General features: G+C 64.8%; 15 protein-coding genes and 1 pseudogene. 12 read left to right on the plus strand and 4 right to left on the minus strand.

Annotated elements, in window-relative coordinates:
• Positions 1 to 274 precede the first annotated feature (274 nt).
• Positions 275 to 514, minus strand: a pseudogene (locus G7A99_RS08090) (diguanylate cyclase); the annotation flags it as partial.
• Between the two features lie 31 nt (positions 515 to 545).
• Positions 546 to 1720 (minus strand): IS3 family transposase gene (locus tag G7A99_RS08095; protein ID WP_371807601.1). Its coding sequence is split into 2 segments (ribosomal slippage): positions 546 to 1462 and positions 1462 to 1720, totalling 1176 coding nucleotides; the frame shifts between segments, so codons are not numbered across the junction.
• Between the two features lie 493 nt (positions 1721 to 2213).
• On the opposite strand from G7A99_RS08095, the gene pglW reads away from it, so the two are divergent.
• The 9 genes from pglW to G7A99_RS08140 all read left to right on the plus strand — a co-directional run bounded on the left by pglW (position 2214) and on the right by G7A99_RS08140 (position 21836).
• A complete protein-coding gene (gene pglW / locus G7A99_RS08100; RefSeq protein ID WP_163139445.1) occupies positions 2214 to 6419 on the plus strand; it encodes a BREX system serine/threonine kinase PglW in 4206 nt (1401 codons plus the stop codon).
• A gap of 263 nt (positions 6420 to 6682) precedes the next feature.
• Positions 6683 to 10372 carry a BREX-2 system adenine-specific DNA-methyltransferase PglX gene (pglX, locus tag G7A99_RS08105; RefSeq protein ID WP_018719622.1) on the plus strand — a complete coding sequence of 1230 codons (3690 nt, stop codon included), beginning with the start codon at positions 6683 to 6685 and terminating at the stop codon, positions 10370 to 10372.
• A gap of 64 nt (positions 10373 to 10436) precedes the next feature.
• The gene (locus G7A99_RS08110) at positions 10437 to 10709 is read left to right on the plus strand and encodes a CopG family ribbon-helix-helix protein (protein ID WP_018719623.1); all 273 of its coding nucleotides are present in this window, start codon (positions 10437 to 10439) and stop codon (positions 10707 to 10709) included.
• Positions 10706 to 10993: a type II toxin-antitoxin system RelE/ParE family toxin gene (locus tag G7A99_RS08115; RefSeq protein ID WP_018719624.1), complete on the plus strand. Its 288-nt coding sequence runs from the start codon at positions 10706 to 10708 to the stop codon at positions 10991 to 10993. Before G7A99_RS08110 ends, G7A99_RS08115 begins: the two co-directional genes overlap by 4 nt.
• A 49-nt stretch (positions 10994 to 11042) precedes the next feature.
• Complete coding sequence (locus G7A99_RS08120; RefSeq protein ID WP_018719625.1) at positions 11043 to 12023, plus strand: PP2C family serine/threonine-protein phosphatase; 981 nt, start codon at positions 11043 to 11045, stop codon at positions 12021 to 12023.
• Between the two features lie 11 nt (positions 12024 to 12034).
• A complete protein-coding gene (locus tag G7A99_RS08125) occupies positions 12035 to 15694 on the plus strand; it encodes a hypothetical protein (RefSeq protein WP_018719626.1) in 3660 nt (1219 codons plus the stop codon).
• Positions 15684 to 18413, plus strand: coding sequence for a BREX-2 system phosphatase PglZ (gene pglZ, locus G7A99_RS08130; protein WP_018719627.1), 2730 nt, complete (start codon positions 15684 to 15686; stop codon positions 18411 to 18413). The genes G7A99_RS08125 and pglZ overlap by 11 nt, the downstream gene beginning before the upstream one ends.
• Before the next feature lie 4 nt (positions 18414 to 18417).
• Positions 18418 to 19740, plus strand: coding sequence for a BREX system ATP-binding protein BrxD (brxD, locus tag G7A99_RS08135; protein WP_018719628.1), 1323 nt, complete (start codon positions 18418 to 18420; stop codon positions 19738 to 19740).
• On the plus strand, positions 19737 to 21836 hold the full coding sequence (locus tag G7A99_RS08140; RefSeq protein WP_040409684.1) for a DEAD/DEAH box helicase: 2100 nt from the start codon (positions 19737 to 19739) through the stop codon (positions 21834 to 21836). Before brxD ends, G7A99_RS08140 begins: the two co-directional genes overlap by 4 nt.
• 304 nt (positions 21837 to 22140) lie before the next feature.
• Here G7A99_RS08140 and G7A99_RS08145 read toward each other — a convergent pair whose 3' ends face one another.
• Positions 22141 to 22314, minus strand: coding sequence for an integrase core domain-containing protein (locus tag G7A99_RS08145; RefSeq protein ID WP_163139449.1), 174 nt, complete (start codon positions 22312 to 22314; stop codon positions 22141 to 22143).
• Positions 22301 to 23412 (minus strand): IS3 family transposase gene (locus G7A99_RS08150; protein ID WP_371807602.1). Its coding sequence is split into 2 segments (ribosomal slippage): positions 22301 to 23151 and positions 23151 to 23412, totalling 1113 coding nucleotides; the frame shifts between segments, so codons are not numbered across the junction. The genes G7A99_RS08145 and G7A99_RS08150 overlap by 14 nt, the downstream gene beginning before the upstream one ends.
• 256 nt (positions 23413 to 23668) lie before the next feature.
• Here G7A99_RS08150 and G7A99_RS08155 point away from each other — a divergent pair.
• The 3 genes from G7A99_RS08155 to G7A99_RS08165 all read left to right on the plus strand — a co-directional run bounded on the left by G7A99_RS08155 (position 23669) and on the right by G7A99_RS08165 (position 25177).
• A complete protein-coding gene (locus G7A99_RS08155) occupies positions 23669 to 24280 on the plus strand; it encodes a hypothetical protein (RefSeq protein ID WP_163139451.1) in 612 nt (203 codons plus the stop codon).
• Positions 24277 to 24474, plus strand: coding sequence for a hypothetical protein (locus tag G7A99_RS08160; RefSeq protein ID WP_163139453.1), 198 nt, complete (start codon positions 24277 to 24279; stop codon positions 24472 to 24474). Before G7A99_RS08155 ends, G7A99_RS08160 begins: the two co-directional genes overlap by 4 nt.
• 310 nt (positions 24475 to 24784) lie before the next feature.
• Positions 24785 to 25177 carry a helix-turn-helix transcriptional regulator gene (locus G7A99_RS08165; RefSeq protein WP_163139455.1) on the plus strand — a complete coding sequence of 131 codons (393 nt, stop codon included), beginning with the start codon at positions 24785 to 24787 and terminating at the stop codon, positions 25175 to 25177.
• Positions 25178 to 25646 lie beyond the last annotated feature (469 nt).

Genomic DNA, 25646 nt, shown 5'->3' on the forward strand with positions numbered 1-25646 from the left:
GGTGGCAGACAAGCTGCTCACGTTGCACTAACCAGCCTACACGTCCAATACGGCGCAGATTGGCCTCCGGGAATGCGGGGGACGCTCAGCGGGGCAGGGTGGCGCACACGGCCGCCACGCAGCTGGACGCATTCCCGTGGGCCTTGCGTCGTATCGAGAAGTTCGAGCGTCGGCGGCGGTCATGCTTGGTGAGCCCGCGCCTTCGAAAGTCGGCGGGGGCTGCAGGGGAGGAAGGCTCAGCGAGCGAAGGGGCACGAGGGCGATGCGCGGTGATTCACTGTACGGTGGTGCCCACTGAACGCACGCAATTGCGTTGGTCCTTTTTGGCCTGGTACATAGCGGTATCCGCCGCCTTGAGAAGCTGTTGATGATCGGCGTATTCATGGTTCTCAATGGCGGCAACGCCGATACTCACGGTCACCGTTCCCAGCGGCGTCTTGTCGTTCTTAATAGCGAGGGCTTCCACGGATCGGCGGATGTTTTCCGCCATAATCAGGGCGCCCGCCAGATCGGTGTCTGAAGTTAACCCGCTTCGGTGGACGGTTTCAGACTTTCGGGGGGATCTTCCGGTTGTTGAGCCTCCTCTCGTAGTTAAGGGGTGAGTGGTAGCCGATGGCGGAGTGGCGCCGGTGTGAGTTGTACCAGCCCTCGATGAACTCGAATATCGCCGGTCGGGCCTCACCGGGATCGCGGAAACGGTGATGGGCAAGCAGCTCGCACTCGAGGGTGGCAAAGAAGCTCTCCGCCATGGCGTTGTCGTAGCAGTCCCCGACCGAGCCCATCGAGGGGCGCACGCCCGCGGTCCGGCAGCGCTCGCCGAAGGCCAGGGACGTATATTGGCACCCCTGGTCGGAGTGATGTATCACGCCCTCGGGGCGGCGCTGGACGATGGCCATCTCCAGCGCCGCGACGACGAGCTCGGTGCGCAGGTGCGTGGCCATCGCCCAACCCACCACACGGCGGGTGCAGGCATCGAGCACCGCGGCGAGGTACAAAAAGCCCGCCCAGGTTGGGACGTAGGTGATATCGGCGACGTACACCTCATCCGGGCGCTCGGCGGCGAACTCGCGCTCCAGCAGATCCGGTGCCGGGCGTCGTTCGCCCGCGCGCCGGGTGGTCACCGTCCAGCGCCGGCGAGTCTCGCCCACCAGGCCGCGGCGGCGCATCAGTCTTGCGACACGCTTGCGGCCCACACAGCGGCCCTCATCGCGCAGCTTGGCGTGCACCCGCGGCGCCCCGTAGGTGCCCCGCGAGCGCTCATGAATCGCCTCGATGTGAGCGGTGAGCTCCTGGTCGCCGCGCTGGCGCGGCGAGCGGACCCGGGTACGCCACGCATAGTACCCGCTGGGGGAGACGCCCAGCACCCGGCACATCGTGGCAACGCGGTGGAAGGCCCGGTTCACTTCGACGAACTCGAAGACTTCGGTGGCACCGAGTCGGTCTCCCGAGCGAACCAGGCCGCGGCTTTTGACAGGATCTCCCGCTCCTCACGCAGCCGCTTCACCTCTCGGCGCAGGCGCCGCAGCTCCTCCTGCTCGGCGCTGCTCGGCCCATCAGAGCGCCGGCCGCTGTCGCGCTCGGCCTGCGCGACCCAGTTACGGATGGTCTGCGCTGTGGGCTCGAACTCCTGGGCAAGCTCCTCAGGCGTACGCCCGGTGCGCACCAACTCGATCATCTGCTCGCGGAAGGCCGCCGGATATGGGGGTCTGGACTGTGGCATCGTGGACTCCAATTGCTTCCCAAAGGCTCGGATGTCCACCAGAACGGGTCAACTCCAGTTGGGCGACCTCTCGTCAGCAGAGCTCGGCCTCCGGTACCATCATGACCGATGATCGGTACTCGGTTGGTTAACCTGGAACGTCCCCATTTTCGCGACAGCGTCTGCTTGGTACACAGGATCACGCCCTTGCCGTTCTGTTTTAGAATACGTTCCCGATGGAACGGTGCCAGCACGCCAACGTTACGGTCTCCCGCTGGAGCACAACGGCTTGGCACGCAGCGGGTGGGTCCTCTCTACTCATCATCCGCGCAGCAACTCGGTGTGCCGCTTCCTTGGCATGTTCGATGGCCTCGTGGCAACAGATCTACTTCTGGAGGATTCGAGCAGTGCGGAGTGCCCTGCCGAGGTGTGGCCGAACCAAGCGTGAAAGATCATCGCATCCGAAGGTTTACGTAGGGCATCTCAAGCTATGAAGCCACCCCGCTGGCAGGTCGTGACCGAGTCCGAGTTCCCATGGGAGCGAAGCGCCCTCGAGTATCTCCGAGACCGGCTACCGGACTACGAGCCGTTTCGCGCATGGGCCAACCTGGAGTTCATAGCGGATGACGGCAGCGTTAATGAAGTTGACGTCCTCGTCGTCTCGCGCAGTCGTATCTACCTGGTCGAGATCAAGAGCCATCCTGGGCGTATCAGCGGGGACGCCGGTACGTGGACGTGGGAGCGCGACGGCCGTAGGAGCAGCTTCGACAATCCGCTTCTGCTGGCCAACCGTAAGGCAAAGAAGCTGAAGACCCTGCTGCAATCGCAGCGCGCCTTCCGCAAAAAGGGTGGCGGGCGGGTCCCCTACATCGAAGCGGTCGTATTTCTCTCGAACCAGGACTTGCGGTGTGATCTGACCGGGACTGCCCGGGCGGGGATCTACCTACCGGACAACAAGGCAGAAACCACACAGGAAAACATCCTGGCGCTATTGCGGGGCGAGCTCGACCAGCGCTCGGCGGCGGCTATCGGTCATGGCCAGTCTCGCCAGATCAAGCAGGCGCTGGAACAGTGCGGGATAAGAAAGTCGCAGCAGCAGAATCGAGTCGGTGACTTTCGCCTGAATACGCTGATTCGTGAGACCGATCTATACCAGGACTGGGAGGCGTCCCATGTCCGGTTCGAACGCTCGCACCGGCGAGTCCGTATCTACCCGTATGCGCTCACCACTTCCGAAACCAGCCGACGGGAGCGTCAGAAGGCGGCAGAGCGAGAGTTCCAGATTCTGGATGGGGTGAAGCACCCGGGTATCCTGCAGGTCGAGCAGTTCACGGAGCATGAGCGCGGGCCCGCGCTCGTCTTCGAGCATCCCGAGGGCGTTGAGCGACTGGATCAGTGGCTGCCGCTCCAGCGCGATACCCTGGACGCCGGTGACCGGCTGGACCTCGTGCGCCAGATCGCCGAGACCCTAAAGTTCGCGCACGGCAATCGACTGTATCATCGCGCGCTGAGCCCCGAGTCCATCCTCGTCTACCGTGACAAGCAACGCGGGCTCGCGCTGAAGCTTTTTGACTGGCAAAGCGCCCGCCAGGGGACGGGTACAGATGGCGGCACGCGGCTCTCCATATCCGAGACGTCGGCGCCGGCCTATTGGGGAGAAAATCAGTCGGAGGCCTTCATCGCGCCGGAAGCGATCGTGGGTGCGGGTTACGACGATCAGCGCATGGATGTCTTCTCGCTGGGGTGTCTCGCCTTTTTCCTGTTCTCCGAGACACCCCCCGCGGACGGTGCCGAGGGTCTGCGCGCCAAGCTGGAGACGGGCGATGGTCTCCGGCTTTCCGACGTCATGGATGCCGCCCCATCGGCGCTGGATGACCTCATATGCGAGGCGACTCGCCCGGAAGCGATGGACCGGCTGAGTGGTGTGGACGAATTTCTGCAGGAGCTCGAGGGCGTCGAGGAAGAACTAACCCGCCCTGACCCGGAGGATCAACCCAACCCGCTGGATGCGCGCCCCAAGGACGTGCTCGACGGCGGCTTCCAGGTACGCCGCCGTCTGGGCAAGGGCTCCACGGCCGTTGCCTTGCTCGTCACTGACCGTGAGGGGCGGGAGGGCGTGCTCAAGGTCGCCCTGGAGCCGCGCTTTAACGAGCGCGTTGAACAGGAAGGCCAGGTGCTTGCTCAGTTACGGCACCAGAACATCGTCGAACTCTTTGATCGGACGACTGTTTCCGGCCACTCCGCCTTGTTCATGGCGCGAGCTGGTACCGAGAACAAGACCGGAACCGAGACGCTGGCCCAGCGCATTCGCGAGGACGGCAAGCTCAGCCTGGATCTGCTGCAGCGATTCGGTGACGAACTGCTCCAGGTGGCCGCGTGGCTGGAGCAGGCGGGCGTCGCTCATCGGGACATCAAGCCGGACAACATCGGTATCGGCGAGACGCCCGGCAAAAAGCTCACCCTGGTTCTATTTGACTTCTCCCTGTCCAACGCGCCACCGGAGAACATTCGCGCGGGCACGCCGCCGTACCTGGATCCCTTCCTCTCCAAGCGTCGGCCGCAACGCTGGGACCTCCATGCTGAGCGGTACGCCGCGGCCGTGACGCTCTACGAAATGGCCACTGGTGTTACCCCGTCCTGGGGGGACGGCTCCAGCGATCCGCTGTTGACTGATGAGGAGGTCTACCTCGACACCGCGCAATTTGACGCCGCCGTGCGCGAGGGTCTGACTCGGTTTTTCCGCCAGGCGCTGGCCCGTGATCCGGCGGACCGCTTCGACACCGCCGAGGAGATGCGAAGGGCCTGGTATCGCGTCTTCGAGCACGTCGACCGCCCCACGCGCACGACCCACGACGACGACATACCGGACGTGGACGCCCTGCTGGACGAGATGCTGCCGTACCTCGACCGCAGCACACCCATCTCGGAGCTCGGCTTGAGCGGCCGCCTTATGAATGCCCTTGGCGATCGTCTCGGCGTCAATCAGATAGACGATCTGCTGCGCCTACCACGTATTCGCCTGTATCGAAACAAGGGCTTGGGCCAACGCACGGTTTCCCAGATCCGGCAATTGGCCGAACGCCTGCGCGAGCATTTCGAGTCAGAGGCCACCACCACCGCCGCCGACGACGACGAGGATGGCGACAGCGTCGGCGCCCCGGAATACTGGAGCCTGGACCGCCTTGTGGCTCGCGTCGTGCACAACCGCATGGAGGAAGAGGAAGCGCGCCTGCTCCGCGGCTTCCTCGGACTGGACGCCGAGGAAGGGGGCGCTGGCGGGAACGAGGGCGGCGAGCCGACAGGCGAATGGGCCGACACCCGCAACGCAGCCCGCCGGCTCGCCGTCCCCCGGCAAACGCTGGAGAGCGCTCTGGACCGGGCGCGCGAGCGATGGGCCAAGCGACAGTGGATGACGGCCCTTCGCCAGGACGTGGGAGAGCTGGTACGCCGCCACGGCGGTGTGCTCACACTGAGCGAGCTGTGTCACGGGCTCGTCAGCATGCGGGGGGCGGCCAGCGACGGCGTGCGCCGGGAGCGCCGGGCCCTCGCCGTGGCGGCGGCGGCCTGCGAGGTGGAGGAGGGCCTGGAAAAGCCGCGCTTCGTTGTCTTTCGAGGCCAGCACCACACGTTTGTGTTGGCCACCGAGCACCTGGACGAAGCCTGGGCGGCCTCCGATGCCCCACGACGCGCCCGCTATGCCGAGGCCCTCGGCGAGGCGGCGGACCGCATGGCCGCCGAGGACCCACTCCCCGCACCGCAACGGGTCATCGAGGCACTACGCACCATCGACGCTCCCGAGCCCGAGCTGAGCGATAACCGTCTGGTCAATCTGGCCGTGGCCAGCTCCAGCACCGCCGCGTTGTCGAGTCGCCTGGAGATCTACCCGCGCGGCATGGACGCCGAGCGCGCGTTGCGCCTGGGGTACGGCGCCCTCATCGGGCCGAGCAAACTCACCGCACGCGCCATCCAGCAACGGATCGCACGACGCTATCCGGAGGCGGAGCCGCTGCCGGATCACCCGCGTCTGGACACGCTGCTCGATCAGGTAGACGCCCAGTTGCGCTGGGACAGCCGTCAGGGGCACTACACCGTTGCCAGCGTTCGGGGGTCGCTGACCGCCGGCGATACCACCCGCGATACGACCGCGGCCGAAAGCCCGGGCAGCGAACGCGTCACGGAGATCGAGCACAAACTCCGTCGCGTGGCAAAGGAGGGCCGCTTCCTCGCCCTGCGCATTGCGCCACGACACATGGTTCGGGCCCAGCAGCGCCTCTCCACCGGTTATGGCCTCACCCCGTACAGCCTGGAGGGCGAACTGCTGCGTGCCATGAAGGCCGTCGCTGAGGCGCGTAAGGCCCGCTGGAGCGTTGTGCTGGAAGCCGACGGGGCGGGGCCCGACGGGGCCAACTGGCCGCGCTTGCTGCAGCTTGTGGCGGAAGCCGTCCGGCGCATTACCCCGTCCGTTATCGAGGCCGATTCGCCGATCCTGATTCTCAACCCCGGATTGCTGGTCCGCTACGGCCACATGGAGCTGCTCAACCGCGTGCGCGACGCCTGTGAGCGCGGGCGGCACCCGGGCGCGGTCCTGCTGATTCCAGGCTCGAGTGCCTCGACGCTGCCGATGATCGACGACCGGGCGCTGCCCATCGTGCACACTTCCGAGTGGCTGCACGCGGACCGTCACTGGCTGAACACGCCCCCCGAAACGGTGAAGGGGTAATCGACTATGGGGGCTTCGAGGGAGCTGCCGAACTCCAACGGCGTGACTCGGGGTCACAATGCATGTTGGCAGTGAGTTCTCGCTGTTGACGGCGGTGGCGCTTTCGTTGGGCGGCTCCCCGACAGAGCTGGATCGATTCGCGCTTTGGTTTCTCGAAGCCCTCAGCTAAACAGTCACACAGAGAATCAAAGCCAATCCGGTTTAGGCCAGACGTAGGGTTTACCGGTTGGTCCGTTCCACCTGTTTCGTAGAGAAGGGGCAACATGGGGGTAGAACTGAACGCGCTGCGTCGGGACCTGCAGCAGCAGGTGGCGAACCTGACCGACGACCTGCGTGAGCGCAGCGAGGCCGTGGCGTCGATGCGGGATCGCCTGCAGGCGGAGTACCGCGAGGCGCGTGACAGCGGTCGCACGGCCGCAACGTACCAGGACTGGCGGGAGGACAACCTCACCCAGAGCGCGGTCGCCTGGGTGCTGGCGGGCGTTTTCGTGCGCTTCCTGGAGGACAACCAGCTCCTGGCCGAGGCGTTCATCACAGGCCCCGGTGAGCGCGCGCGCCAGGCCCGCGAGCGGCGGGACGGCTACTTCCGCGAGCACCCCACGGACACGGACCGGGACTACTTCCTCAACGTCTTCGAGACCGTCGGAGAGCTGCCCGCCATGCGCGAGCTGTTCGACCGGGAACACAACCCGCTCTGGCAACTCACACCGTCCGGCGACGCCGCCCGCGGGCTCTGGGAATTCTGGCGTCGGGTGGTCCCGGAGACGGGCGAGCTGGTCCACGACTTCACCGATCCGGACTGGGACACGCGCTTCCTCGGCGATCTGTACGAGCAGCTCTCCGAGCGGGCGCGTAAGCAGTTCGCCCTGCTGCAGACGCCGGAGTTCGTCGAGGAATTCATCCTGGATCGCACGCTCGACCCGGCCATCGAGGACTTCGGGTTGGAGGCGGTGCGGCTGATCGACCCCACCTGTGGCTCGGGTCACTTCCTCATCGGTGCGTTCCATCGCCTGCTCCAGCGCTGGCACCGCCAGGCACCGGCCATGACCCCGCGCGAGCGCATTCAGAAAGCCCTGCGCGCCGTGGCGGGCGTGGACATCAACCCCTTCGCCGTCAGCATCGCGCGCTTCCGCCTGCTCATCGCGGCCCTGCAGGCCGAGGGGATAGGAAAGGTCAAGGAGGCGCCTGCCTACCAATTCGAGTTGGCCGCGGGTGACAGCCTGCTACATGGCCTGCCATTGAACGAGCTGGCGCTGGACCATGCCGGATCCATGCGGCGCCATCCGAGTTTCGGCCAGGCCTACCGGTCCGAGGATATCGAGGCGCTGAACCGAATCCTGGGGAGTCACTACCACGCGGTGGTCGGCAATCCACCGTACATCACGGTCAAGGACAAGGCGCAGAACGCACTCTACCGCCGCTTCTACGGCGAGGTCTGCCACCGCCAATATGCGTTGACCGTGCCGTTCACGCAGCGCTTCTTCAGTCTCGCGTTGCCGGGCGGTGACCGCCAGCCCGCCGGCCACACCGGCATGATCATCGCGGACTCCTTCATGAAGCGGGAGTTCGGCAAGAAGCTGGTGGAGCAGTTCCTGCCGCGGGTGAACCTGACGCATGTCATCCATACGGCTGGGGCCTATATCCCGGGGCACGGCACACCGACCGTCATCCTCTTTGGCAGCAACCGGGCACCGACGGCGCCCACGGTGCGGACAGTCATGGGGATACGAGGGGAGCCGGGCACACCGTCTGATCCAGCGAGGGGCCAGGTGTGGAGCGCTATCCTCGATCAAGTCGATCAGCCGGGCAGCGAAAGTGACTTCGTGTCGGTAGCCGATCTCGAAAGGCCTACCTTTGCGGCTCACCCATGGTCGTTGGGCGGCGGCAGTATTACTGCGGTGAAGGAGCATGTGGAAGGTAGCGCCCAATCCACAATGCAGGAGTGGGCAACCTCCATTGGATTTGTTTGCATCACCAAGAGTGATGAGGTGTTTGTTCAGGAACCTGACGTCTTCAGGCGTCAGGGTGTCCCTATGAATCTTGTCCGTACCTTCGGGATCGGCGAGGACATACGGGATTGGGCCTTCTACGAGGTCTGGTCGGCGCTGTTTCCCTATACACCGTCCGTTGAGGTAATTGAGCCGCAGGCGATTGAAGGGGCCTTTCCGTTCATGTGGCCGTATCGGACGACCTTGTTCGATCGCAAAGTCTTTGGTGGTAAGACCTATCGCGATGTTGGCAAGGCCTGGTACGAGTACGGCCAGATTCCCGCGGATCGCTTTCAGATCCCAAGATCCATCACCTTCGCCTTCGTCGCCACCCACAACCACTTCGTCCTCGACCGCGGCGGCAAGGTGTTCAATCGTTCGGCGCCGGTGATCAAGCTCCCGGCCGAGGCCAGCGAGGACGACCATCTGGCGCTGCTGGGCCTGCTGAACAGCTCGGTGGCCTGCTTCTGGATGAAGCAGGTGTTTCACAGCAAGGGAGCTGGCGGCGGAAGCCGAGTGGCGGCGGGTTACTCGGCAATGGGCGACGAGAACTGGGAAAGTCATTACGAGTTCACCGGCACCGGCCTGAAGCAGTTCCCAGTCACCGAGACCAAGCCCCTGGACCTCGCCCGGCAGCTCGACGATCTCGCCACCCGGCGGCAGGCCGTCCTGCCGGACGCGCTGAGGGACCGCCTGCCGCTCTCCCGCGATGAGCTGGACGCCTACCGCGCGCAGGCTGAGGACCTGCTCGGGCGCATGATCGCGCTGCAGGAGGAAGTGGACTGGCGATGCTACCGGCTCTACGGCGTGCTCGATCGGGACTTCGAGTACTGCGATGCGGCCGGTCGGCCACAGTCGCCCCCGGCGCTGCGCCTGGGCGAACGGGCCTTCGAGATCGCCATGGCGCGGCGCATGGCCGCTGGCAAGCTGGAGACGAGCTGGTTTCGTCGCCATGGCTCCACGCCCATCACGGAGCTCCCAACGGACTGGCCCGAGGATTACCGCGCCCTGGTCGAGGCGCGCATCGAGCACATCCAGTCGGACCGCTACATCGGCCTGCTGGAGCAGCCCGAGCACAAGCGCCGCTGGAACTTGGATAGCTGGGCAGAGACGGAAGAGGCCGCGCTGCGCCGCTGGCTGCTGGACCGATTGGAGGCGGGGCGTTACTGGGGCGAGCCGGCCCTGCAGACCACCAACGATCTGGCGGACCGGGCGGTGCTGGATGTTGACTTCATGGCGGTTGCGGAGCTCTACGTCGGCCGCAGCGGCGTGGATGTGAAGAAGCTGGTGGCGGAGCTGGTGGCGGACGAGGCCGTACCACTGCTGTCGGTGCTGCGCTACAAGGCGGCCGGGCAGCGCAAGCGTCAGGACTGGGAGGCCACCTGGGCGCTCCAGCGGCGCGAGGACGCCATCGATGCGGAGGTGGCCGCCGAGCTGACACAGGGCGATGACGAGTCGGATGCGGACTTCGCCCAGCGGCTGAAGCGCGCGCAGGATGAACGCAAACGCACCGAGCTGGGCACCATCCCGGTGCCGCCGAAGTACAACAAGGGGGATTTTCTGGACGGCACCTACTGGCGGCTGCGCGGGGCGCTGGACGTGCCCAAGGAGCGCTTCGTCAGCCTGCCCCATTGCAGCCCGGACGGTGACAACAGCCTGCTGGTCGGGTGGGCGGGCTGGGACAGCCTGCAGCGGATGCAGGCGGTCGCGGCGTGTTACACGGACCGCCGCCAGCAGGCCGGCTGGCCCGCGGAGCGCCTGGTGCCATTTCTCGCGGCGATGGATGAGCTGCTGCCCTGGGTCCAGCAGTGGCACAGCACGCCGGACCCGGAGTTCGGCCGGATGGACGAGTTCTTCGAGACCTACCTGACCGGTCAGCTCCAGGAGCTGGGCCTGACGCGGGATGCCATCCGCCAGTGGCAACCGCCGCAGACACGTCGGCGGGGCCGCAAGGCCCAGAGCTGAAGCGGCTGGCTTACTGCTAGACTACAGTCGAATACAGAGTATTCGGATATCAGCGGGGGCCGTGATGGGTGTCACCACCGTTCGATTCCAGCCGGAGGTGGAGCAGGGGCTGGAGGCCATGGCTCAGCGGCTCCAGCGCAGCAAGGGCTGGCTGATCAATCAGGCCATGGCGGAATACCTGGAGCGCCATCAGCGCGAGCAGGCGCGCTGGCAGGCGACGCTGGACGCCGTGGAGTCCGCCACCCAGGGGCGCGTCGCCGATGGGGAGGCGGTGCACAACTGGCTGCGCAGTTGGGGGCAGACGGACGAGCTGCCGCCGCCCAAGGCGGGTGAGTGAGGCGGGTCTATGCTGCGGAGGCCATTGAGGACCTCAGCCGCCTGCGGGCCTTCATCGCCGAGCATGACCCGAATGCGGCCGGTCGAGTGGCGGCAGAGTTGCTGGAACGCCTGGAGACGTTGCCGCGGTTTCCGCGCATGGGGCGGCCCGTCGCTGCTGCGCCGGAGCCGGAGACCGTTCGTGACATGGTCTTCGGCCGCTATGTCGTGCGCTACTCCGTGCATCGGGAGACGCTGGTGATCCTGCGGGTCTGGCACGAGCTTGAGGGGCGGGGCGGGTCATGAGGCGGATAGGCCCGGCAAGCCTGCGACGACGGAATTTGCGGGTGTGCCCATGCAACTGAGCTTTGCCCTCACGCAGCTCGATGGCTATGTTGACAGCCGCCAGGCCCCACCGATGATGCCGCCGGGGCGTGAGCTGGCCTGGTTCACGCTGCGTGGCTTGGCGGTGGGCGAGCGCGCCGAGAATCAGGACAACCTGGTGGTGGTGGATGCTGCGGGCTTTGGTGTCTGCCTGCGTGGGGGCGCACCAACCACGATCAACCGGGACGACTGGCCGGCGGGGCGGCTACGCATCGCGGTACTGGATGGCATGGGGGGCCACGACAACGGCCGCCAAGTGGCCGAGGACGCGGCGGATGCCATTCGGCGGTTGCCGGTGTATGCGTCGCGCGAGGCGCTGGTCAACGGGCTGGATGCCCTGCACGATCAACTCCACGCGGATTGGGGTGCCGGTGTTCGCTCGCCAGGTTGTACGCTGACCCTGCTGGAGGTGGTGGCGGAAGATACCGCGTGGCTCTACCACGTGGGTGACAGCCGGCTCTATGAGCTGGGCTCCGGGGTGGGTCCGCGCTATCTGACCCTGGACCATGCGCCGTCGACGCGCGCCATGCTCGCTGGCGCGATAGACGTCGAGGCTTGGCAGCGGCGGATACACAGGCAGCCGGAGAGCCGCATCAGCCAGGCGTTTGCCATGGGTAATACCTTCGAGGACGAGCGCGGTCGCTTGTCGCCGGGTTTACGGCACCTCACGGCGGAGGATCTGCCGCTGTCGCTGGCGGAGCGGGCCGACTGCCGGACCATAACGCTTCGGCCCGGCGGGCGATACCTGCTAAGCACGGATGGCCTGTGGGCCGTGTCCGATCCGGCGTCGCTGGTGGACCGGCACTGGAAGAAGCTAGCAGGCGACGCACGACAGCCAGACGCGCTGCTGCGCGGGCTGCTGGACGTACTGCAACAGGCCGCCCAACCGGGCGAGTCGGACAACACGACGGCGCTGCTGCTGCAGGTGGCGCCTTCTAAAGGGCAGGGGTGACGGGACGTGCCATGACAAAGATCGCCGAGATCATCGATATTCCCCACGAGGTGCACCAGGGGGACTTCGTGCTGCGACTGACCGAGGGCGTGCAGGATCCGCAGGGCACGCTGCGCAGCTATGTTGTGACGCCGGAGCTGCGGCGCTGCTTCGATCAGGCCATGACGCTGGTCAAGAGCGCCCTCGACGCGCCGGCAAGCAAGGGCGCCTACCTTCACGGCAGCTTTGGCAGCGGTAAGAGCCATTTCATGGCGGTGCTGACCTTGCTGCTGCAGGGCAGTGCGGACGCGCGTGCTATCCCGGAGCTGGCCAACGTCATCCAGCGGCATAACGAGTGGACCCAGAACCACAATGTGCTAGTGGTTCCGTATCACATGATCGGCGCCCGCAGCATGGAGGCGGCGATCCTCGGCCACTACGTGACCTACATCCGCCGCCTCCATCCGGACGCGCCCACGCCACCGGTGTACCGCAGCGAAGGCCTGTTCAAGGATGCCCGCGGCCTGCGGGAGCGGATGGGCGACGAGGCCTTCTTCGCCGGTCTGGGCCAGCAGGGCGGCGGTGATGATGGCTGGGGCGACCTCGCCGGTGGCTGGGACGCGGCCACGTTCGAGTCAGCCATGGCCGCGCCGCCGGAGAGCGAGCTGCGTGGGCAGCTGATCACCGACCTGGTGGACAGCTACTTCAGCCACGCCGGCCAGCTTGCGGGTGATGAAACCCAGGGGCTGGTGGACCTGGATAAGGGGCTGGCCGTGATCGCGCGGCACGCGCAGTCCCTGGGCTATGACGGGCTGGTGCTGTTCCTCGACGAGCTGATCCTGTGGCTGGCGAGCCATGCGTCCGATGACGAGTTCATCAACCGCGAGGGCCAGAAGGTGGCCAAGCTTGTGGAGTCCATGGACGCCTCTCGCCCCATCCCCATCATCAGTTTCATCGCCCGGCAGCGCGACCTCCGCGAGCTGGTCAGTGAGCACATGGGTGGCATCGAGCAGATGCGCTTCTCGGACGTGCTTAACTGGTGGGAGGCGCGTTTCGACAAGATCACGCTGGAGGACCGCAACCTCCCCGCCATCGTCGAAAAGCGGCTGCTGCGGCCCAAGTCCGAGGACGCGCGGGCGCAGCTCGATCAGGCCTTCGAGAAGGCCGCGCAGGTGCGGGAAGGCGTGCTCCAGACCCTGCTGACCCGCGACTACACCAAGGAGCAGTTCCGGCAGGTCTACCCGTTCAGCCCGGTGCTGGTGAAGGCCCTGGTGGCGTTGTCGTCACTGCTTCAGCGCGAGCGCACCGCCTTGAAGCTCATGCTCCAGCTCTTGGTGGACCAGCGCGATCGCTTGGAGCTGGGCGACATCGTGCCCGTGGGTGACCTGTACGACGTTCTCGCCAGCGGCGATGAGCCATTCTCCCAGGCAATGCGTGGGCATTTCGACAACGCACGGCGTTTGTACCGGACACGCCTGCTACCGGTCCTCGCGGATCACTACGGCACCACCGTGGAGGCGCTGGAGGATGGTCAGCTGCCCGAGGGCCAAGAAAAGGCGTTTCGGGCTGACGATCGGTTGGTCAAAACGCTGCTTCTCGCGGCGCTGGCGGAGGGCGTGGAGGAACTCGCCGCGATGACCCCGGCGCGGTTGGCCACGCTGAACCACGGCAGCGTGCGGTCCCCCATCCCGGGCCAGGAGGCCACGGCGGTGCTCCAGAAGTGTCGCCGCTGGGCGAGCCAGATCGGGGAAATCAAGGTCAGCGATGAGGGTACCGACGCCACCGTAGCGCTCCAACTCGTCGGTGTGGATACCGATGGCATTCTCGAGAACGCGCTGGCGTCGGACACGCCGGGCGCCCGTGTTCAGCTCGTGCGGGACATGATTCGCGCCGACCTGGCCTTGAAGGACACGGACGACATGTACCGTTCCCCCGTGCTGGATTTCGACTGGCGCGGAACGCGACGCCGATGCGAAGTGGAGATCATCAAGGCCAAGGAGTTGTCACTCGAGGGATTCCGCCCGCGGGAGACGGATTGGAAAGTGGTCATCAGCCTGCCCATCGGCGATGCGGTGGCGAACGATCGGGCGCAGGTCCAGCAGTTCCAGAGCATCTACGGCGAGTGTTCGACGCTGGTGTGGTTGCCCTCGGCGTTCAGCGCCAAGGCGAATGATGATCTGGCACGCTTGACGGTGCTGGAGCATGTCCTGTCCGGCCAGCGGCTCGCGAACTATGGGAGCCACCTGTCGCAGGCCCAGCGCGATCAGGCGCGGGTGCTGTTGACCAATCAACGCGACCAGCTGCGACAGCGGGTTCGCTCCAATCTGCTGACGGCCTATGGCATCAGCCGGATCAACGAGGATGCGGTCGACGCGGGGCAGGATCTGGATGATCACTTCCTCTCACTGTCCCAGGGCATTCACTTGCAGCCGCCGGTGGGGGCGAACTTCCTGGAGAATCTCCAGCATCTGCTGGATCAAATGCTGGCGGCACATTACCCGGATCATCCGCGGTTCACGGTAGAAGTCCGTCGTGCGGCGCTCAAGAAAGTGTTGGCCGTCGTCAGCCGTGTGGCGGGCCTACCTGACGGGCGCGTGGAGGTGGCCCGGGAAGACCGGGAGGTCATGAACGGCATCGCAGTGCCGCTGCACCTCGGCCAGATGGGTGAGACGCACTTCGTCCTGGGCGACTACTGGCGGGACACGTTCAACCGTCGGATCAACAGCGAGGATGTCCAGCAGCTCACCGTAGGCCGCCTGCGTCATTGGTTGCAGACCGAGCATGCCATGGGGTTGCCGGGAGACGTCGAGAACCTGGTGATCCTGGCGTTCGCCGAGCAGACGAACCGCCGCTTCTACCTGCATGGGGGTGCCGTCGAACCGCGGCTTGACCAGGTGGACGATCAGCTCGAACTACGCGAGCAGCCGTTGCCGGCGCAGCAGGACTGGAATGAGGCACTGGAGCGCGCTGGTCACCTGTTTGGCCTAGCGATGGATTCGCGCCAGCTCAACGCCACGAACGTCGGCCGTTTCGTGGATGAGCTGCGCACGCATGCGAATACCCGGCGAGACGCGGTTGAGCGCCTCAACCAGTCGCTAGAGAAACGCATCGCCGCACTCGGCCTCGATCCGGGCAGTTCGCAGCGGCGACGTAGCGTTGAGGCCGCGCGTACCATTCTCGAACGCATCACCCAGGCGGAGGAGAACGAGGTGATCCGGGCCCTTGCCCAGACCGACATCCCGGGGTCGACGACGGCAGTCGGCGCTTGTATCGGCAAGGCGGGCGAGCTGGCGGAGACACTGGAGCAGTCCGGGGCCTGGGATCTGTTCCAGCGGCTTGCCGAATTGCCCGCTGAATGGACCGCCGAAGCGGAATCCATCATGAGCCCGGTTCACGATGCGCTGACGCGTGATGAACATGTCCTGCCGCTAACGCCCGCGGTCGATGAGGCGCAGCGATCGGCCCTGGATTTGATGACGCGCGCTGCGCGTGGCGGCGGCACACCATCGCCGACATCGCGCCCCCCCAACGCGCCCAATCGGCGAGCGGTGAAGCGGGATCGCCAGCAGGTGTCCGCGTCCGAGGTCGATGAGGTCTTCCGGGCGCTCAAGGCGGAGCTGAGCGGCGTCTCGGCGAGTGCCACGATCGAGGTCTCCTGGACGATATTCGACGAGTCCGGCCATGGCGACTAGGGCGAGCCCTTCGACTGCGCCGTCGAGACAGCTCACGCCCGACCTCATTCGGGCGCGAGCGGAGCAGGTCATCGCGCGACACGGCGTAGAAACCGTGGGGATAAGCGCCACCGGCGAATGGGCGGGCGAGGACGTCATTCAGCTCCAGGGGCAGCGGTGGCCGGTTCGGCGGTGTGATTCGGTGCTCGAGCTCGGTCTGGCCCTTAACGAACTCAATGCACATGGGCAACACGGTGTGGTGTTGAGCCGTCTGCATGAGGCCGACTTGCCCGAGGACATGCGGGCGCGCCTTTGTGGTGGAAGGCTGTACGGGCTTGATCCGTGGGACAGCGTGCTCGCGCTCTTCGCGGCGGACCGACTGGATCCAAGGATTCCCCGTGCGCCGCGGCTCGCTGAGCTGCTGATCAGTAACGTCCCGCCGGAGGGGTATCCGTCCTGTCGCGCTCGATTTCTCGATGCGGATACCGTTTGGCGCTCGCTGTTTCGTCGCTACCTGGGGTTCGACCAGGACCTACTGGACGCCAAGGCGGTGATGAGGTGGCTCCTCTCTGAAGGCGCTGCTGACGCATGGCGACGCATGGATGACGAGGTCCGACAGCTTTTTCGAGGTCGCATCGAGCAACGAGCCGGCAGGCTCGGGCTGCACTTGCTGGACGTGGCGGAGAGCGAGTACGCGGAATATGTGCTCGCTATCGGGCTGGTGTGCGAGCTGATCTTTGACGAATCCGGCTCGATCACGGCTGACCGGCAGCTTGCGGCGGGCCGGCTGGAGCGCTATCTGGCCGGCCAGGCGCTGGCGGGCGCGGCGGGCCGGCGGTGGTTCGCGCTGGCGCGAGATCTGCTCGGTGACCTGGACGAGGCGTCACGACAGACCCACCGGGCGCGCGCTCAGGCCATTCTCGATGAGCTGCAGATCAGTGACGCAGGCGGGGAGAGTCTGGTCCTGCAGCGCGGATATGAGCACCGTCTGCAGCGTTATGCAGACGCGCTTACCAACGCCCTTGATGGGCGCGCTGAATGCTCGGACGTCGGGGCGGCATTGCAGGCGGTCCGGTCCCATGAGCTTAGTCCGGGCGATGAGGGGCGCCTGGAGCGGCTCGATGTTGCCCTGCGATTGTTGCGTTACCTCAATGTTGGCGGTACACGCGGCGCCAATCGCAGTCTTGAGCAACTGGCGGTTAGCCATCGCGACGACGCTAGCTTTGTGGACTGGGGGCGCCGGCTTCTCCTTGGCGGTGATGCCCATGCGGGCGTCAGCGCCGCATTGGAGCGATTGCTCACGCAGTTGCGTCAGCACCGCGAGACGTTGAACAAGCGGTTTGCGGAGGCCTTGGCGAACTGGGATCGGACTTCTTTCGCCAATGGGCGCTTTGTTGGCCTTGAGGCGGTGCTGGATGAGCTCGTGGCACCCTTGGCTCGGCAGTCACCCGTGCTTTTTCTCGTGATGGACGGTATGGATTACGGGGCCTACCGCGAGCTGGAAGCGGACTTATCAGCGGACGGTTGGATCAGTTATGGGCCAGCCGGTAGCGGGCGAACGGTGTCGGCGCTGAGTACGTTACCGAGCGTTACGCGCGTGGCCCGGGCGAGTCTCTTCAGCGGCAGACTCTGTCAGGGCCAGTCCGACTTCGAGCGCAATTCATTCGCGAACCATCAGGGCTTGCTGCACGCCATTGGGTCCGGGAAGTCCAAGCCGACCGTCTACCACAAGGCGGCGCTCAGCGAGGGCGGTGGGGAGTTGGCCAGTGACGTTCGCGAGGCCATTGCCAACCCCAAAAAGCGCCTCTTAGGTGTTGTGGTCAATGCCATCGACGATCACCTGGACAAATCCGATCAGTTGCGCCTGCGCTGGAGTCGCGACCAGTTCCGACAGCTCGACGCCTTACTGGAGTCTGCGCGGGTCAGCGGCAGGACCGTGGTGCTCACCAGCGACCACGGTCACGTGATGGATTGGCACAGTCATCAACCGGTTCAGGCGCTCGCCGGTCGTTGGCGTGATTCCGGAACCGAGCCCGTGGAGGGCGAAATCCGAGTCGCCAATCCCGCCGTCCGCGAGGCGCTCGGAGTCGACAGCGTTATCGTGCCATGGAGCGAGCGTATTCGTTACGTTCGACGGAGCAATGGATACCATGGCGGTGCAACGCCTCAAGAGATTGTCGTCCCTGTTGGCGTCTTCCGCTTCATGGGCAGTGAGAACGCAGTTGAGCTTTCCGGCTGGGACGCGCTGCCGGCGCAGGAACCAGCCTGGTGGGCTCAGGCGGCGGAGCCTGTTCAGCGGGCGAACGCGGCCGAGCCTGCGGCCACTTTGAAAAGCGCGAAGTTGCGTGGAGGCGGCGAAACAACACGCCAGGCGAGTCTGTTCGAGCAACTGGACACCACCTACGGGCCCGAGCAGGACCAAGGCGAACGGTTAGTTGAGCAGTTGCTCGCGTCGCCGACCTATCACCGCCAGCGAAAGGCCGCTGGCCGCATCGCGCCGAAGGAATCGGTCCTGAGGCAGTTCCTCCATGCTCTTTTGCAGGCCGATGGCCGCCTGAGTCGCAAGCGACTCGCGGCCGCCATGGACATACCGGAGCTGCGCGTGCGCTCTCAGTTTGCTGCAATGCAGAAATTGCTGAACGTCGATGGCTATGCGGTGGTCGGCGAGGATGCGTCGGGCGCCGAAATCGTGCTCGACACGGCGCTGCTACGAAAGCAGTTCGAGATCTCCGAGGGCTGAGCCTATGCGTGACATCGAGCACATCAGTCCGGAGCGGCGCGACGAAATCCTGGACGCGTTGCGGCGGGGAACCGTGCCACCTCAGGGTCTTGATGTGCTGGCGGTCGGCCTTGAGGGGTATGTGGACGCACTTGATCGGGAGCTGGCCACGGCGCAGTCGGGACGAGGCGTATTCAAGGCCGTGCGGGGTGAGTACGGCGCGGGCAAGACGTTTTTCTCGCGCTGGCTACAGGAGCGTGGTCTCGGGCGGGGGTTCGCGACAACCGAGGTTCAGATTTCGGAGGCCGAGACGCCGCTTCACCGACTGGAGACCGTTTACCGGCGGCTGGTCGAGCGCCTGACGGTTCAGGGGAATCGGCATGGTGCTCTTCGCCTCATTGTGGATGGCTGGTTCTTTACCTTGGAAGAGGACGTCCTGGCGGATGAGCCGGAGCTGTCTGACGAGGCGCAGCTCATGGAGCGGACGAACGCTCTAATGGAGCGCAAGCTGCAAGAGGTGAATCGCCGTGCGCCGGCATTTGCCGCCTGCCTGCGGGGCTATCGGAAGGCCTTGCTGGAGGGGGAGCAGGCGATCGCCGATGGATTGCTCGCCTGGCTCGGCGGCCAGCCGAATGTCTCCGCTCACGCCAAGCGCTACGCGGGTATCAAGGGCGATATCGACCACTTCGGGGCGATGAGCTTTCTTCAGGGCCTGCTCATCGTGTTGCGTGACTCGGGCTATGCCGGGTTGGTCTGGGTATTGGACGAGGTCGAAACTCTCCAACGTGTCCGCGGCGACGTGCGTGACAAGGGGTTGAATGCCCTGAGGCAGCTTATGGACGAAGTGGATGCCGGTCGCTTTCCGGGGTTGTACCTGATCATGACCGGGACTCCGCCGTTTTTCGACGGCCCGCAGGGCATACAGCGGTTGGCACCGCTCGCGCAGCGCTTGCATGTGGAGTTCCAGGACAATGGTCGTTTCGACAATCCGAGGGCTCCTCAGATCCGGTTGCAGAACTTTAACGAAGAACGGCTTCTGGCCGTAGGGCAGCGTGTCCGGGATCTGTTCGCGGCAGGCTCTGAACAATCTGCGCGAATCCAAACCAAGGCAGACGATGATTACCTGAAAGGCCTGGCTCAGGCGGTGACCGGCAATCTGGGTGGGAACGTCGGCGTCGCGCCGCGCCTGTTCCTCAAGAAGCTGGTGGGGGAGGTGCTGGATCGCATTGACCAGTTTCCCGATTTCGATCCACGGCAGCACTACTCATTGACGGTCGACCCAAACGAGCTAACAGCGCAGGAGCGCTCCGTTTCAGGCGCGACTTCAGTGGACGACATACGCCTGTGAGCGTCGACGCCTTTGAGCGGCTGAACCCAGCCGTCCAGCATCACGTAGTCAACAGTCTCAGATGGCGTGAGCTGCGACCACTGCAGGCTGAAGCCATTGACCCGATCCTCTCAGGGGAGCATGCGTTGCTGCTGGCGCCAACAGCCGGGGGCAAGACCGAGGCGGCTATCCTGCCCGTTTTTTCGAGGATGCTTAGCGAGCACTGGACCGGCCTATCGGTGCTCTATCTCTGTCCTATCAAGGCCCTCCTGAATAACCTCGAACATCGCCTCAGGATGTATGCAGCGCTTTTCGGACGCAGCGTTGGGGTATGGCATGGGGACATAGGAGCGTCCACAAGAAAGAAGCTGCGCCGCCAGCCACCCGACATCCTCTTGGCGACGCCGGAGTCGCTGGAGGTCATGCTCGACTCCGCCTTGATGGACCATCGGACGTTTTTCGCGTCGCTGCGGGTCGTGGTCGTAGATGAGATTCATGCGTTTGCGGGAGATGACCGCGGCTGGCACCTCCTCGCTGTGCTCGGAAGGGTGGGTCAACTCACACCTCACGTGATTCAGCGTCTGGGGTTGTCAGCGACCGTAGGCAATGCGGAAGGGTTGCTCAATTGGCTCACCAAGGGGACGACGAGCGGCTCGCGTCGTGTGGTCTCGCCAGAGGTGGCGGAAACACGTGCTCCCGATGTGACCCTGGACTTCGTGGGCGGGCTAGACAACGCCGCGCTCGTCATTTCGCGCCTATACCTTGGAGAAAAGCGGCTGGTCTTCTGTGACAGCCGGCAACAGGTTGAAGAGCTCGCACTAAGGCTTCGAGAGCTGGGTGTCACGACCTACGTTTCCCACAGCTCGCTGTCTCAGGACGAGCGCCGTCGCGCGGAGGATGCGTTTGCCGACGGACGGGACTGCGTCATCGTCGCCACAAGCACGCTCGAGCTCGGTATCGATGTAGGGGATCTGGATCGAATGATCCAGATCGATGCGCCCGGTTCAGTGGCCTCTTTTCTTCAACGAATAGGCCGGACTGGCCGCCGAAATGGCCAGCGAAACTGCCTCTTTCTTGCCACAACTCGCGCAGGCTTCCTGCGCGCGGCAGGGCTGCTGCATCGCTGGCGGGAAGGGTACGTCGAGCCCATTGTGCCACCCCCGTACCCAGTCCATGTGCTTGCACAGCAGATCCTGGCCTTGGTGCTCCAAGAGGGCGGACTGGTGAGGTCCGAAGTACAGCGGGCCCTTCAGCCGTTCCTCGCTGCCACAGAGATAGCCCCCGAGGAGTATCAGAAGCTTCTGGATCACCTCCTGTCCGAAAAGGTTCTTTTTGAGGTCGATGGCCTGATTTGTCTCGGCGATGAGGGTGAACGTCGCTATGGGCGCAAGAACTTTCTCGAATTGTTCTCGGTTTTCCTGGCTGCTCCCTTGATGAGTGTCATGCACGGCCGCTCGGAAGTGGGCACGGTGGATATGGCCTCGCTCTTTCCTATCGACGCCCAGCCCATTGTCCTGACCTTGGCCGGTAAAGGCTGGCGAGTGATTCACTTGGATTGGAAGCAGCGCCGCGTATGGGTAGAACCATCAGACCGCAGAGGGACCAGCCGCTGGAGTGGGGCACCACCCGGATTGTCTGGGGCAGTGACTCAAGGTGTGCGGGCGGCGCTAGTCGAGCCGGGCATAAATGACTTGCTATCTAACAGAGGTCAAGACGCTCTCCAAGAGGCGCGGGAGGAGTTCGATTGGTTAGACATGAAAGGGAGCTATCTGATTGATGGCATAGCCGGTGTTTCTTGGTGGACGTTCCTGGGAGCGAGCGCGAACACAGCAATCGCGGCAGCACTCAAGAATCAAGGTTCCTCGTGCACAGCTGATGCCTGGCGGATACGATTCAAGCCTCCTATGGACGCCACGGAACAGTCTCTTGCCGACTGCATCCGCTCACTGAACGCTGATCAATTAACCGTGCCCATCGAAGCGTGCGAGCGCCGCTACAAGTTCTCGGACCTACTGCCAGCCCAGTTGGGAGCGAAATTTGCTCGAGAGCGTGGAGCGAAGGCACGTAGAGAGGAAATAGACTGGCTGCTACCGATCGTAAGGGTCAGGGTAGAGTAGCAAGCGGTCATCCGTGTCGTCGTCATGCGCGCACGTGAACGCGGCGAGGGTCCAGCACGGGGCTCACCCACCGCAGATTCTGGTTCTGGTACTCACGAGGTAAGCGGGAAGGGGTGGGGCGCACCCAAGCAGCGAGCGAGTAAGGGCTGCGCGTGGGAGTGCATGAATGACCAAACCACTGTCGGAGACTCCAAATAATTCCTTCATTACCAATAGGTTACGGAGTTTCACCGGCGTGGAAAAATTTCATCTGAAACTGGATCCTACACCACAACGGTGGGGCTCCAGTGTCCACTTCCCCGACTTAGGCCCAGTCATAAATAGAAACTCCAGCATGGCCACGGTCGTTGAGGAACTCGAGCGGCGAGATATCGCCGAGTGATTCGTGGGGACGGATGGTGTTGTACTCAGCGAGCCAACGCTCGGTTTCCTCGCGGACGTGCTCAAGTGTCCACTTCCCCGACTTAGGCCCAGTCATAAATAGAAACTCCAGCATGGCCACGGTCGTTGAGGAACTCGAGCGGCGAGATATCGCCGAGTGATTCGTGGGGACGGATGGTGTTGTACTCAGCGAGCCAACGCTCGGTTTCCTCGCGGACGTGCTCAAGGTCCATGAACAACCAGGCGTTGAGCACGCCGTTGCGGTAGCTGCCGTTAAAGCGTTCGACGAACCCGTTCTGGTTGGGCTTGCCGGGTTGGGTGTATTCGAGCTCAATACCGTGGGTCTGGCACCAGCCCACAAAGACCGCACTGGTGAACTCCGGACCATGATCCACTCGGATGCGCTCGGGCCGCCCGCGCACGACCAGGAGCTGGTCGAGCACCCGCAGAACGCGTTCGGCGGTGAGCGAGACATCCACTTCCACCCGCAGCGCCTCGCGGTTGTAGTCGTCGATGACGTTGAAAGTGCGAAAGGCGCGGCCGTCGTAGAGCGCATCGCTCATGAAGTCCGCCGACCAGGCCTGGTTCGGTCGTAGCGGCTGGAGCAGCCTTTCAGGCGCTTCGGGGCGGTAGCGCTTTTTGAACCGACGCCGGTGGTTGAGCTTCATCGCACAGTACACTCGCCATACCCGCTTGTGATTCCAGGGATGTCCGGCCTTTCTCAGCAGCACGAACAGCTTGCGAAAGCCAAAGCGTGGATGACGCTCGGCGAGCTCGGCCAGCACGTCGATGAGCGCGCCATCGTCCGGGCGTTTGGGCTCATAGCGCTGTACCGAGCGGCTCAACCCCACAACCCGACAGGCGCGCCGTGCACTTGCACCGTGCGCCTCCATCGCATACTCGGCCAGCGCCCGACGGGCGCTGGCCGTTAGAGCTTTTTCTCGACAACGTCCTTGAGAATGCGGTGATCGAGCGAGAGATCGGCGTACATCTGCTTCAACCGCCGGTTCTCCTCCTCGAGATCCTTGATCCGCTTCAAATCCGACGCCTCAAGGCCGCCGTACTTCGAGCGCCACTGGTAGAACGTCGCCGTGCTGATACCCAGCTCCCGGCAGATATCCTTCACCGCCACGCCCTCTTCGGCGCGCTTCAGGGCGCTGACGATCTGGTGTTCGCTGTACCGGCTCTTACGCATGATGACCTCCAGGTCGAGACCGCCATCATGCCGGAAGTTCTACTAATCCGTGGACCTAATCTACGGGAAGGGGACACCAGATCGTCGCATTGACTATTTAACATAATATACATTACACGCAATCCAAGACACCCGCGGCGGGCTCGCCGGGGTCCCCCGGCGGCCGGCCGTCTCTGGGCTTGTCCGTACTTCAACAAGTGGCACGCGGCAGTCTTCCCGCCTGACCGTTGAGGCTCGCGAGGCACGGCTACGCCGTATGCGCCGCGGGGTGATCACCTCGGCGCGGCTTCACGAGGACGCGTTGCCCTCGGGCTTCCGCGCCGCCATGGTCACGCTCACCTATCCGCCCTCGCAGCCGTGGAGCCGGCGGCATATCTCGGAGTTCCTGCGCCGGGCGCGCGCCTACATGCAGCGCCGGCGTCACCGCCTGCGCTACACGTGGGTGCTGGAGCTCACGCGCGCCGGTGTGCCGCACTACCACGTGGTGCTCTGGCTCCCCCGGCGGCTGCGCCTGCCCAAGCCCGATAAGGCCGGCTGGTGGCCGTGGGGCCATTCCCGCATCGAGTGGGCCCGCCGGGCCGTCGGCTATCTCGCCAAGTACGCCACCAAGGGGGTGCGCGGTGTGGTGCCCAAGGGCGCGCGCATCCACGGCACCGGTGGCCTCACCCCGGCCGCACGCCATGAACGGGCGTGGTGGCTGTCTCCGGCCTATGTGCGCGAGCGCTGCACGCCCGAGGACCGCCCCGTGCGCGCCCCCGGCGGCGGCTGGACGCTGCGCAGCACGGGCGAATGGTTCCCCGCCGCCTGGCGCCTCGTTGAACGGGGCCCGGGCTATGTCGTCATCCAACGAGTGGAGCACACGCCATGAGCATGAATACCGAGTACGGCCAGACCCTCGCCAACACCTTGGAGGCCGCGGTCTGGCAGGCACAGGCCCTTGCCGAGGTGCCGGCGGTACGTGAGGCACTGAGCGCCGAGGCGCTCGCGGAGCTGCGCGAGTCGGTCACCGCCCTGTCCCGTCGGCTCGAGCCCGGGGAGCCGGACCGGTGCCCGGGTCTGTAACACGGGCACTTACTGCCATAGTGGCACTCTACGGGGGGGCGGTGGCCGGGTCTGTAACACGGCCACTTAGTCCAATAGTTGGACTCACCGAGCGTGGCGGCGCCGGCCAACCGGCAAGCGTAGCGCGTCCGGTGTCCGGCACCGCCACGCCCTGCGTGCGCCGGTGTCAGGTGCCCGGCTTCTACCCCCTTCCTCCCGGCGGCGCTGGCCGCCTGCACGCCTGTCCCCGTAGTCCACGGCCACCGCGACGCGACGCCTATCGCGGGGGCGGTGGACCCACGGGGACAGGCCCCTATCAGGAGCACGAGCAATGAGGAACGCCCGCGCTGAGCGCTGGGGCAACCCGGTGTGGGAGGCCCGCTATGTGGGCTGCGGCCTCTCGCTGGACGAGGCGGCCGAGTGGCTGGGTATCCATCCCCGCACCCTCTACCGTCAGGAGGTGGGCGAGGCGCGCCCCGCCGGGCCGGTGCTTCGGGCCCTGCGGTTGCGGGCCGGGGATCTTGGCCAGTGCCACCAGGACTGGCAGGGCTGGCGGATCGGGCCCGATGGGTTGCTGTATTGGGAACATCTCCGCCGGGGGTTTCGACCCGGTGAGATTGCGGCACTCCCCTGCCATTATCAGGTGGCGGTTCAGCTGCGAAAAATGACCCGGGAATATCGGAGAATTCAGGCCCTTTTGAAACGGCGAAATCGGCGTTTTTGAAGGCGCCCTTGTCGGCCGGTTTTCAATCGGCGATCATGACATTTCGTCGGCGTTAATTCGCCGGCGTTCGGGGCCGAAATGAAGCCTGTTTGCCGACGGGTTTCATGGGCTCGCGGTCCATAAAAAAGCCCCGCGGTAGTTGCCGCTACCCGGGGCCGTGGCTGGCGAGTCAGTCGGTTAGATGACCACCCACAAAGGACGCCAGCGGTTATGAGTGTACCACCGTGTCCGCACTCGGAGCACACTAGTCCGGCCTTGTTGCCCACTGGTCCCGACGGACCGGGATATACATTACACGCAATTATGGATGCGTTAGGCGCGTGTGGCGCCGTCCGCCGGTCAAGGTAATCTGCCCTGGGTCTTCTGATCTTCCCGTGGGCCTATTCCGGCAGCGGGATGTAGTCGTACTCGTCGCCGACGACCTTGGGAAAGGTCTGCGCTCTCCACTCGGCCTTGGCCTGTTCGATGC

Source organism: Arhodomonas sp. KWT (assembly GCF_010993615.1).